Origin of the sequence: Hathewaya proteolytica DSM 3090 (assembly GCF_900142225.1) — a bacterium.
GTDB lineage: Bacteria > Bacillota > Clostridia > Clostridiales > Clostridiaceae > Hathewaya > Hathewaya proteolytica.
On the sequence record NZ_FRAD01000024.1, the window covers coordinates 29,897 to 41,940 of the forward strand.

Genomic DNA, 12,044 nt, shown 5'->3' on the forward strand with positions numbered 1-12,044 from the left:
GCATGATATATATAATTAATATATCCACCGATCTCCCACCGAAATCTTGATGTATGTATTATTGGGCAGGTCTCCTGACTTACGACTTAACCTCCATGGCCCTTCCCGAAAATTCTCAGTGGATATACCATTTTGTATTCGCTCACAGTAGCGGGGGCTGTGGCGGATTTTCACCGCTTTCCCTATTAAACCCATGATGGGTACCTTAAACATATATAATTATACTTTTTTACAAGGTGGTTTACAAGTGGATTTTAAAACCACTTGTAAAATTTTTTCAGTATTATCTTGAACTAAAGCAAATCTCTCCACAGGCACATCTATACACATAGGCCATAAATCCAATTTCACTTTTGAATAATTTTTATATGTGGAAAACATATCCCAAATAAAATCTTTTAGAAATTACATAATTTCCTTTTTCGTTTCCTTTTAACTATAATATTAACCACTATAAAAATAATATAACCCACTGTAACGATTGTACGAATTACCATACCTTTAAAGTTCGTATAGTATAAATTGTATTGACAATTTTTATCAACCCATATTTTAATTTTATCTCCTTTCTTCATCCACCACTCATATCCATTAAATCCATACGTATTAGGTGTATCGGGATGTTCATCCATGTTTTTCTCACCTGTCCTATACCACCTTCCATTATCGTAGTAATCAACCATAACAAATTCTACATGTTTGGAACCAAAAAAGCTTGGCACTGTTCCAAAATCAACTATTATAGCATCACACTGTTTACAATTCCTTATTTTTTCCTTATTTCTTAATACTATAATAGTATTATTGTATAGTGAAATCAGTAAAATTAATAAAATTGAATATTTAATTATACACTTAATATACGTAAAAAATTTTTTCATCTAACTTTCTCCTTCAATATAATAGCCACCCTATCATCGTACTTTATTTTCAAAGTTATTTTGTATTTCAGTAGTTTCACTGACAAGAACTGTTCCATTTTTCTACCTTGATTTATTACATTGTGTACCAATTAGTTGAAAAGTTCCCCACATTATCGTCATAAATCATCATGTGGGGAACTTTGGTCAGATAAAAATTTTTAGTAATTAAATAATTTCCTTTTTCGTTTCCTCTTGACTATAATATCTACTATTATAAAAATACTATAAACCACTGTAATGATTGTCCCAATTGCCATCCTTCTAAAGCTAATATAATGAATATCCTCTGGATCATTTTCATTAACCCATACTTCTACTTCATCACCTATTTTCGCCCATTTTTCAGGCTCACTAAAATAATACCTCCTACCTCCCTCTACTGCTTTTGCTCTATATAGCACACTAGAGGGCTATTTATTACTCAACCTCACAGTTATCAAGATCTCGCCTCAATTGTTCTTTATCCCACCATGTTACATCTGAGTATGATAAGAATACCTTCTTTAAAGATTTAAAGTTATTGAGGACTTTACCTTCTGTTATTACTGGCACCCCTATATCCATATACTCTACAAAGTCGTAATGTGAAGAATCTTTTATTTTGTATACGTCAAATTCATCCCTCATTTTAATTGACATACAATTTAACTTATTCCCTCTCTCTGTTAAATTTTCCACTCTGTCACTCCATTTTATCCTTATCTCATTGCTAAAAGACAAATACACAGGACTATAGGAATTAGTAAAATAAAAATTCAACTCCATATGATATCCATTATTCAAAAAATAGTCTGGGTTATTTTTAAGATATTCGTTCATTTTACCACAAAGAATAGCATATGATTCCATTGTAGTTTTTGATTTATCTGTTAATAAATATTCCACAGTCTTTTCTTTTTCGTCCAAATTAACTTGCATCCTTCCAAAATAATCCCTATTACCCTGTAATGCATAGTTTATAATTTTATATTCCTTTTTAAATGTATACGGTGTCCTTAAGTAAAGATTATACAACACTATTATGATTATAGTACCTACAACTATCTTTTTCTTTCTCTTTTTCACATCATCACCTACCTTATATAGATCATACTACTTGTCACCCTATCTCCATGATTTAAGATATAATCTCTATATTCCCAATAATCAACATAATATTTTTCTCCCCAGCTAGACACACATAACATCACATTATGTTTGCTTGCTAAATTATCAACTATAACACCTGTAATCGTCATATAATGTGAATTTGTATTGTAATTGTGATTATACTCATATAAATCATCTGAACCATATTCTTTGTTTTGTTTATATAAATTAATTTTATATTTCCCAAAAATATTTGGTGTATTAGGTCCCACTGAAAAAATCACCGGAATATCCTTTTTTAGCATCTCCATTATTTTGTATAGCATTTCTCCATCATTTAAGAAATACTCCCATGATGCTTGATAATTCATATCCTTTAAATATACATTGATTACCTTACTTAATTCATTACCTAAAGTCCCCCAACGCTTAGTTTGTGTATATAGCATATCTATTTCTTTTACATAGTCCATGTAATACTCTTTTTCTATTTCACTATTATTATTTTCCTTTTTTCTTTCACAATATAATAATAAGTTACTTACTGCTATGGTCCCACATCCAGCATTATTTAAAACATACTCCTGACTTAACCATTTTTCTTCACTGAACCACCCTTGATTTCCTCCGTAATGTAAACATTGTTTCTCATCTACTATAGGCAAAAAATCTTTGTTTTCTATATTATAATAAAAAACATCACACAAACAAGGTCTTGGATCTTTAGCATCTAAATACCCATCGGTATCTGTATCTTCCTTACTTGGATCACTCTTATAGTCAAAATAATTATTTTTAATTATCCCATCAATTCCCAAATTAATAATTATCTCTTTGAATATTGGACTATTATTTAAATCAAACCTAGCAACCATTTCTTCCCCATCTGTAAGACCATCTCCATCAGAATCTTTATTTAATGGATCAGTATAAATTACATTGCCATTAGCTATCTTCATCCCTGCTGTTTCATATACATCATAAAGCCCATCATAATCAGTATCAGTGGTATCTATCTTATTCACAGTTTCATCCTTTATCTGATGGCTAGTCGTTGTAACACACCCTGTTCTTTTAGAAGTGTGATAACAACGGACACGCCCCTAGATAACGACTTCTAACCTTCAGATGGGTTAACCCCCCCACCTGAAGCTAAGAATTCTGTTTATACCATATATAGCGTCCCTTATGTCAGCAGATTCCTGTGCACTATAGAACTTACCCTCAGTAACTTCTGCTATATGCTCTAAAGCTGTTCTTCCACTACTCCATCCAATAAGGACTGTATATATCCTTATTCCAGCATCTTTGGCCCTTTTCAACGTAGCCTCTGTATAATACACATCACCATCACAAAGAAGTATCATCATCTTTTCATTTTTTACGCCATTATCATTCATTTGAGGTTCAGTTTTGTCAAACAAATCTAATGCAGCTACTAAACCACTTTCCACATTAGTGCCACCAGACGCTCTAATATTACCTATACTGTTTTTTACTGCCTCATCACTTGGGCATATAAATGGTAAATGCACCTGTGCCGTGGAATCAAATCCTACAATGGCTACCCTATCATCATAATGCATTGCTTCATTAAAACCTAGCATAGAATCTTTTGCTGTTATTATAGAATTACCCGACATACTTCCTGATCTGTCTACTACAAAACATACATCAAAATTTTGACTTTCTTGTGTTTCCTGCGAATCATCAGTCCTATAGTTTATTGTGCTTCTCCAACACTCATACCACTTCTTCTGATCCACTACAAGATAAGTTGAGAAGTGGGTGGTAGTATAGCTTAATGTGTTATTTTCTTTATCTAATACCGTTTCGTTATTTAAAATAACATAATTATTATTTTCCTCATCATACCACATTATACGCAGGTCATCTTCATTTACATCGCCCAGTTTACTTTCGTCATATGCAAATGTGATAGTTGCTCTGTCAAACTCCGACTTCGTCTCTATATTAACAGGTACGCCTACTAAACCCACTACTCCAGTAGATAACATATCGATTCCAAAGGTATTTTGTATTTCAGTAGTTTCACTAACAAGACCTGTCCCATTAATTTGTATAGATACGTTACTAATTGCACATTCTTGCTCTTCTATAGCACATTCTAAATTTTGTTCTGTCTTCTCTTGTCCATCTAGTATACCGTCATTGTTACTATCGTTTAACAGTGGATTGAAACCTAACTTAACCTCTGCCCCATCATTTAAGCCATCTTTATCAGTATCTGGATCTTTTGGATTAGTCCTGTACAAAAAAACCTCTTCATAGTCTGGCAACCCATCGTAATCACCATCATTTAAACTATTTTCATATAAAAACATGTGGTAAGTCGGTTCTACCACCTCATCCTGTGTCTTAAATATATAACTTACTTTTATAGATGCTCCTACCTCAATGTTAGCATTTACACCATTATTAGTAATAAGGTAGCTTCCATCCTCGCATTTCGAATAGCCATTATCATAATTCTCCCATGCACCGTTATACACAGAATCTATTCTGCCTGATGGCTAGCTGTTGTAACACTCCCTCCTCATTAGAATGGAGTTAACAACAGACACGCCCCTAGATAACGAATTCTAACCTTCAGTTGGAGTTAAAACTCCACTTGAAGCTAAGAATTCTGTTTATATGGACAATCAAATTTTAAGCTCCAATTGTTTATTGCTTCTTCTCCAGTGTTAGTTACAGTGATAAAAGTCTGGTATTCATCTTTTCTGTAGTTATTTACATCGTACTCCATGGTATAACCATTACCTTGAGTACATATTTTCTCTTTTTGTATTAATCTTGAATCCGTAGGTTCTGTAACCACTTCATCTGTTCTAAATGTGCAACTTAACTGCACACAACTTCCCGGCTCTATATCTGCATTATCTACATGATTTGTTATAATATAACTGCCATCTTTACACCTCTCGTATCCACTTTCGTAAGTTTGCCATTCTCCATTGTATATTGCATAGATCTCATAAGGACTATTGAACTTTAAGCTCCAATTGTGTATCACCTTATCACCTGTGTTGGTTACGGTAATATTATCCTGATATCCACTAGCTTCGTAATTGATAATGTCGTGGTCTATGGTATATCCTTCCCCTTCAATATTTAGCATCCCGCTATGCAACAATTGAAATTCCGTAGGATCTACTACCCCATTATCAGATTTAAATGTGAAGCTTAACTGTACACATCCTCCAGCCTCTATATTTGCATCCCATCCTTGGTTTGGAATAAGATAAGTCCCATCTGAACATCTCTGATAACCATTCTCATATGTCTCCCATGTTCCATTACATATAGCATCTATATTGTATGGTAGATTGAACTTAAGTTTCCAATTTTCTATGGTCTTATCTCCAGTGTTCGTTATCCAAATTTGTTCTTGGTATTCACCTATGTTGTAATTGTCAACGTAGTACTTTATTTCGTACCCTTCCCCAGTAAAATGTGATGCATTTTCCACTCCTTCACTTGCTTTTTGACCATTAATCTTGACTTCACCAGCGCTGGCTACTATAGTATTGCATAATGTCATCAACCCCATAACCAAAGTCAATACTAATGACATTAACTTTTTTGTACTGTGTTTCATTATACCACCCCTGCAGTAGGCTAGTGGTTTCTGCCTTCACTTCCCTCGGCACAAACCTACTATCCCTTGCTGTGGGTAGTACTAGAATTTTATCTTCGCCTTTTGGCTTGATAAAATAAGTACTACTCCCATTTAATATTTTATTTAACAGAATATTATTTAATAATTCATTTATTTAATAGTTCTGTTACAATTATTTATTTCTACATTTTATTCTAAATTCCTTTATTTTTCTATAAATTTTCCCGTATGGCTCCCTATTTAAATTGAAAAAAGCTGCTAATCGTAAGCAGCCTTCTATCATCATTTATTTTCTTTAAAAAACTCCTCTACTTCTTTAAATTTATTTTTCCAACACTCTATATCCTCTTGATTTAGTACTTCTATATTTCCACCTTGAACCTCTTCACTACAATTTTCCATAGAAGTTTCCATGGTAGCTTCTATACTAACATAATTTTTTCTAAGAGCTTTTAGTATATCCGGAGCAGGTTCCCACATCTTTCTCTCGTGCATCTCCAAGAACCGTCTACCTATTTCCTCAAGAGCATATTTATTGTTTTCCTCAAACCATTTTCTCATATCATCATCGTTAATATACATATCTACTACTTTATCAATATCCTTATGTTCAAACTCTTTAAGCAAAACTTGCCAATCAAATAAGGTTTGTATAGATTTTATAATATCGCTAGCACCCTCATAGCCATCTTGCTTCATTCTTGTTTTCCACTCATCATTACACAAGGTTTCCTCTAAATTCTTTTTTAGTTCATCCTTTAATGCCCCAACCATAGGTTTTTTGTCTTTTATAGAGTTTCCATGATATTGACACATATCTTTACCTGTAAAAACTTTTTTTAATATGTTAAATCCTCCATGGACAGAGGCTGTAAAACAACTATTAAGAGTGTCAAATCTTCTTGAATCAGTAACATCATATGAAGCATCCGTATTCTTTATATTTTCCACCAATTCTTTAATAGCTAATTTCCCATTTACATCCTCTCCATAAGCATAGGATGTAAATTGAGCAAACACCTTAGCTAGATCTTCTTCTTCCTTCCATGCACTAGCTTTTAAAGCAAGATCAACTCCGGCTCCATAGGCACCTGGTTTATCTCCAAATACTCTTATGGAAGCTCTTCTTTCAAGGTTATCAACTTGCTTTGCATTGATAAGCGCGTCCTTTATCATCATGGTATTTTTCTTTATAAAATTATCAGTTAAATTTTCGTCCAATGAACTTACTATAAGTGCAGCCTTGTCTATCATTGCCACAGCCTCTGGAAAAGAATCTCTTAATACACCTGATATTCTTACTGTAACATCTATTCTTGGTCTTTTAAGTTCTTCTAGTGAAATTACCTCTATATCAACAACTTTTCCCCAACTATTCCAACATGGTCTAACACCCATAAGATACAATATTTGAGACATTTGTTGACCTTTAGCCCCTGATATATCTGTAGATATCATATTCATGGCAATTTTTTCAGGCATATCACCATGATTTTCTTCCATATATTTATTTATAAGCTCCTCTGCCAAAGTTTTACCTATATCATAAGCTTCTTTGGTTGGAACCTTATGGCTGTCCATAACATGCATATTCCTTCCTGTAGGCATAACTTCTTCAAGATTTTCTTCGGGAATTCCGGATAATCCTGCTTCTATGTATTGACCACAAAGAGCTGCCATTAGTGAATTTATTTCATTTGCCATGTTAGCACATTTTTCTTTTACAATCTTATAGCTTTTCTCAATTTCCTCCATGCATGGGTGACCATTTACAACCTTCATGATTATATCAGTGATCTTTTCGCCAAATTCACTTTCCTTCTCATAGCTATCCCTAATTTTAGCCATGGTTTCGCTATTATTCAACATATACTGGTATATAAGAGCTACAATTTCTTTTTCATCCAAATCAGCTCCTAGTTCATGAAGATTGGGCTTTTTATTCTGCCATATATTCTCTATGACACCAGGCATATGATCTATAATAACAGAATTTCCTCTACGTTTTGCTACAGTTCCTTCGCCACCCACAGCGGAATTGTATACATAAATATGAGGCAATGACCCAAGGCATATAGTAGGGAAACAATTATTGCTAAGTGTAACGGATTTGCCTGGTAAAAATTCAAGACTTCCACCTGTTCCAATATCAACAACTGCATTAGCTTTTAAAATGTACTCTATATATTTATACGTAGCTACATAATTATGCGGTGGTGGGCACGTTGGATCATGCAATATCTTACATACTTCTCCAGTACACTTTGCTCCATAACATCCCCTTTTAGGTTGCACCATAACCTTTACATTCCCAAAATCCAATCCTGTTATTATTATCTTATCATCATAGACCATAGATTCCCCAGGTAATTCACCCCAAGTTTCAATGATTTTATTCCTAGAATTTTCAGGTATATCATTAAAATACTTGCCATATTCTTCACCGTTCATCTCATATAATACACCCTTTGCAGCCACGATATCTTCAACAGATGTCCATCTGAAATCGTGGAAAGCTTTTCTGCTCATAATCATTTCCTGAAGTTGTTCTCCACTATCTGGAATATCTTTTATATAATATCCTTGTTTTTTCATTTCATTCATAATCCTAATAATACTGTTGAAAACATGAAGCCCAGGAGCTTTCCCTATGGTAGCCTCCACACCGGCACAGGGAGCATTGTGTATCATGATAACCACTATTTTATGTTTATTGTCACATACTCTAAGTTCCATCCATTTAGAAATTCTAGAAGCTAGTCTGTCCACAGCCTCCATCATTACCAACTGTTGTCCCTTTTCATCTCTAAAACCTATTATTACAGGCTCTATCATACCAACAGCTTCTGGTGTAGTATAAGCCCAACTATTCTCGCCAACTAACCCTAAAACACTATGTTCCCATTGTTCTTTTGTTTGTGAATAGCTTATTATTGGCCTAAACACAGGAACATTAATCCTCTTAAAATTGTTTATCTCATGCTGAAATAAATTTTCTTCAACTAATTCCCCTGATACAGTTAGCATTTGAAAATTTACAAGTCCGCTAATTATTAAAGATTCTTTGTAAGAATAGTAATCCTTTACCACCCCTCGAAAACTCTTAATATCAGCTTGTTCCTCTGTAGTTGCATAACTAAATGCTAGTATGACCTTGTACCCCATTTGCTCAAGCTTTTTCTGTAATTCATATTCCACATGAAGACTGTTCGATTCCCATCTACTTCTGTGCACAAGGATCCCTATCCATACATAGTTTTCGGGATTACCATCACCAATATACCATTTACAATACTCATTAAAACTATGAAACACATCATTAGTATCACCATGGGTTATGCCATTAAAAGCCAACATTTCAGGTGCAAATATAAAACTTTTATATTTATCCTTATGCAATTCTGAAAAGTTTTCGCCTAATATATGATAACAAATGTAACTCATTGCAGAGGTTAAGTTTTTCATACCTCCCAAAGTAATGTAATTGTTTATCTCTAAGGCCATAGATGGTTGGATATTGTAATATCCCTGATTAATTGCATGGGAACCTACGGGCACTATAGATACCTTTAAATTATCATTTAATTTCTGAAATATACCATCCCAATGCTCTTCTTGAGCTATATTGCCTATTAAAATTAAGTCTGCTGCTTTATCTGCAATATTATTAACTTCTACATTGTCATCCTTATCTTTATTTAATCTGTATGTTTCAATGCATATATTTTGATTGTCTATTGTCCTAAAAACATCTCTTAGACGATAAAGCATAGAGTCCAATCCTATACATAATATTTTTATCATATATTTCTCCTTATTTCGTATGCTTATCACCTACTCTCAATTAATCATGATATACAACCTATTAAATAAAATCAAGATAATTTATTGAATTAGTTAAATTTAATTGAAATACACAATATCTATTGTTATAATATAGCCATGCTATAAAATTTAATATATTATTCAGGTACCTTTTATTTAAGGTTGAAAAGGGAAAATGGTGAAAATCCATTACAACCCCCGTTACTGTAATCGGCTACAAATCCATATTACCACTGGAATTTAAATTCTGGGAAGGATGGAAGAGGATGATCCGCAAGTCAGGAGACCTGCCTGTTTAATAGTATGTTATTGCTTCGGCGGGAAGAAAACACATACAACATGTAACGGTTATATCACCTACTCTCAAACTAATCGTTAATTTTGTTGTTCTGCATACGTTTATTTCTCCGCCGAAAGCGGAGTTTTTTATTTTCTTAGGAGGACAAAAATTTGCTAGTTATTAAAAATCTTGTAAAAAAGTACGACAAGCTCACTGCTGTAGATAACCTGAATCTAGAGCTTAAGAAGGGAGAATTTTTCGGTCTTTTAGGACCAAATGGCGCTGGAAAAAGTACTACAATTAAAATGATAAGTACCTTAACGCCGCCATCTTCAGGAGATATATACATAAATGAACAAAGTATGCATAGAAATCTTACAGAAATTAAAAAGAAAATAGGCGTTGTACCTCAGGGCAACAACCTTGAGGTAGAAATGACAGCCAGGGAGAATTTAGAGCTCCACGGAAGACTTTACGGCATCCCAAAAAACCTTAGAAACCAACGCATAAACGAATTATTGCAATTTACAGAACTACAAGACCGTTGCAATGATCTTGTAAAAGGATTTTCAGGTGGTATGAAAAGAAAATTAATGATTGCAAGAGCTCTTATGCACAATCCAGATTTATTGCTATTAGATGAACCTACTGTTGGCCTAGATGCTGTAGCTCGAAGAAAGCTCTGGGATCTATTAAAGAGACTGAAGGAAAAGGGTCTTACGGTTTTACTTACCACCCATTATATAGAGGAAGCTGAAGCATTATGTGATACCGTAGGCCTAATTGACAACGGAAAACTAGTAGAATATAATTCACCCAAATCTTTGGTGGAAAAGCTGGGGAAATACACTGTTGAATATTTCGAAAATGGCGAAACCACCTATAGATTTTTTAAAACTAGAGAAGAAGCCACCGCTTTTTCTGTGAACATAACAGAGAGTTTAAATATACGACCAACTAATCTAGAAGATGTATTTATCAGTCTTACTAACAGAAAGGTGGAATCCTAATGTCAGCGTTTTTAAGTATTTTATGGCAAGAAGGTGTGCTTTTTAAGCGCAAAATAATAACGATTACTCTATCAGCCATGGTGGCCCCTATTTTATACCTCATCGCCTTTGGTTGGGGATTGGGTGGAAATATGACTGTCAACGGTGGATCATATATCAATTTTATTATACCAGGAATAATAGCTTTAACTACCATGACCACTAGTTATAATAACACGGCCAATTCGGTTAATATATCGCGAATATTTTATAAGACCTTTGAGTCTTTTATGATTGCTCCAATATCCACTGCATCTTATGCCCTTGGCAAAATTGTTTCCGGAGCATTAACTGGTATGTATTCGGCTACACTCATAATAGTATTATGTACTGTAACTGGCACGGGACTATCAATCTCTTTGTACTTCATATTGATTATTATTCTTAACTGCCTTGTATTTTCTGCCATAGGATTTACAGTGGGAATGTACATTCAATCCCATAGTGATATGGCAAAGTTCTCAAGTTTTGTTATAACTCCTATGTCATTTTTGTGTGGAACATTTTTTTCTTTAGATAAAATGCCCTCTATAATAAAAAATATTATATGGCTTTTACCTTTAAGTCATACAAGCACTGCACTTAGAAGCTTTGAAGAGACAACATTTCAAAGGATTATACATCCAATAGTTTTAGTTACGTATTTTCTTATAGTTTTTTACTTTGGAATTAAGAAATGCAAAGAAGCTGAATAATAGTGAGCTAAAGAAAGAAGCCTATGATCTTTTAATATTCAATACATAGGCTTCTTTCTTTTTTATTTATATTATTTTTAATTAAGAATTCTGTTTATACAAAAAAAATCCCTAGAAATTAATCTAAGGATTTTTGTCTAACCTGGCAACGTCTTACTCTCCCGCAGGGCCTCCCCTGAAGTACCATCAGCGCTGTAAAGCTTAACCGTCCTGTTCGGAATGGAAAGGGGTGTTACCTTTATGCTATCATCACCAGATATTTTCTTTTGTCAATCTAATAATTATTTCATTTAGAGTGCTACCAGCAAAGACGGTAACCGGCCAAATTCTTAACGTAAATCATAGATTTACTAAATTTGGCGTTCGAAATCATTTAGATTTCTCACCCTTTACGCCATAGTTACCAGATGCATGTAGTTCTTTGAGGCTTTGCCTCTTAGAAATACAGTACTCATGAGCCTAAGCTCAGGAGTTTCATTAGAGAATTTATTCTCTCAAAATTGTATAATGAATAAGTAATTTGGTCAAGTCCTCGACCTATTA

The 12,044-nt window shown here is 33.7% G+C and carries 9 protein-coding genes, 1 rRNA gene and 2 riboswitches; of the genes, 2 read left to right on the forward strand and 8 right to left on the reverse strand.

Features of this window, described 5'->3' with window-relative positions:
• Positions 1 to 48: 48 nt before the first annotated feature.
• A riboswitch (cobalamin riboswitch) is annotated at positions 49 to 223 on the reverse strand.
• A 175-nt stretch (positions 224 to 398) separates the two neighbouring features.
• The 7 genes from BUA73_RS11650 to BUA73_RS11680 form a co-directional block, all read right to left on the reverse strand.
• Complete coding sequence (locus BUA73_RS11650) at positions 399 to 881, reverse strand: hypothetical protein (protein ID WP_072904295.1); 483 nt, start codon at positions 879 to 881, stop codon at positions 399 to 401.
• Complete coding sequence (locus BUA73_RS14530) at positions 878 to 1,012, reverse strand: hypothetical protein (protein WP_278319416.1); 135 nt, start codon at positions 1,010 to 1,012, stop codon at positions 878 to 880. The genes BUA73_RS11650 and BUA73_RS14530 overlap by 4 nt, the downstream gene beginning before the upstream one ends.
• Before the next feature lie 328 nt (positions 1,013 to 1,340).
• Positions 1,341 to 1,988: a hypothetical protein gene (locus tag BUA73_RS11660; protein WP_072904297.1), complete on the reverse strand. Its 648-nt coding sequence runs from the start codon at positions 1,986 to 1,988 to the stop codon at positions 1,341 to 1,343.
• A gap of 8 nt (positions 1,989 to 1,996) precedes the next feature.
• Positions 1,997 to 3,037 (reverse strand): hypothetical protein, encoded by a 1,041-nt coding sequence (locus BUA73_RS11665; RefSeq protein WP_072904298.1) that lies wholly within the window; start codon positions 3,035 to 3,037, stop codon positions 1,997 to 1,999.
• 108 nt (positions 3,038 to 3,145) lie between these two features.
• Positions 3,146 to 4,525, reverse strand: coding sequence for a vWA domain-containing protein (locus BUA73_RS11670; protein ID WP_072904299.1), 1,380 nt, complete (start codon positions 4,523 to 4,525; stop codon positions 3,146 to 3,148).
• 125 nt (positions 4,526 to 4,650) lie between these two features.
• Complete coding sequence (locus tag BUA73_RS11675) at positions 4,651 to 5,631, reverse strand: cellulose binding domain-containing protein (protein WP_072904300.1); 981 nt, start codon at positions 5,629 to 5,631, stop codon at positions 4,651 to 4,653.
• A gap of 303 nt (positions 5,632 to 5,934) precedes the next feature.
• Positions 5,935 to 9,456, reverse strand: a complete 3,522-nt coding sequence (locus BUA73_RS11680; protein ID WP_072904301.1) for a cobaltochelatase subunit CobN — start codon at positions 9,454 to 9,456, stop codon at positions 5,935 to 5,937.
• Between the two features lie 147 nt (positions 9,457 to 9,603).
• Positions 9,604 to 9,786, forward strand: a riboswitch (cobalamin riboswitch).
• 141 nt (positions 9,787 to 9,927) lie between these two features.
• Here BUA73_RS11680 and BUA73_RS11685 point away from each other — a divergent pair.
• Entirely contained in the window at positions 9,928 to 10,767 is an 840-nt protein-coding gene (locus BUA73_RS11685; protein WP_072904302.1) for an ABC transporter ATP-binding protein, read from the forward strand.
• Positions 10,767 to 11,501, forward strand: a complete 735-nt coding sequence (locus BUA73_RS11690; RefSeq protein WP_072904303.1) for an ABC transporter permease — start codon at positions 10,767 to 10,769, stop codon at positions 11,499 to 11,501. Before BUA73_RS11685 ends, BUA73_RS11690 begins: the two co-directional genes overlap by 1 nt.
• A 140-nt stretch (positions 11,502 to 11,641) precedes the next feature.
• Here BUA73_RS11690 and rrf read toward each other — a convergent pair.
• Positions 11,642 to 11,758: ribosomal RNA gene (gene rrf, locus BUA73_RS11695) — 5S ribosomal RNA — on the reverse strand.
• Positions 11,759 to 12,044: the final 286 nt, after the last annotated feature.

Bases quoted from the DNA above. Each gene is read 5' to 3' on its own strand.
- BUA73_RS11650 (WP_072904295.1), bottom strand. From the start codon at position 881: ATGAAAAAATTTTTTACGTATATTAAGTGTATAATTAAATATTCAATT.
- BUA73_RS11675 (WP_072904300.1), bottom strand. From the start codon at position 5,631: ATGAAACACAGTACAAAAAAGTTAATGTCATTAGTATTGACTTTGGTT.
- BUA73_RS11680 (WP_072904301.1), bottom strand. From the start codon at position 9,456: ATGATAAAAATATTATGTATAGGATTGGACTCTATGCTTTATCGTCTA.
- BUA73_RS11690 (WP_072904303.1), top strand. From the start codon at position 10,767: ATGTCAGCGTTTTTAAGTATTTTATGGCAAGAAGGTGTGCTTTTTAAG.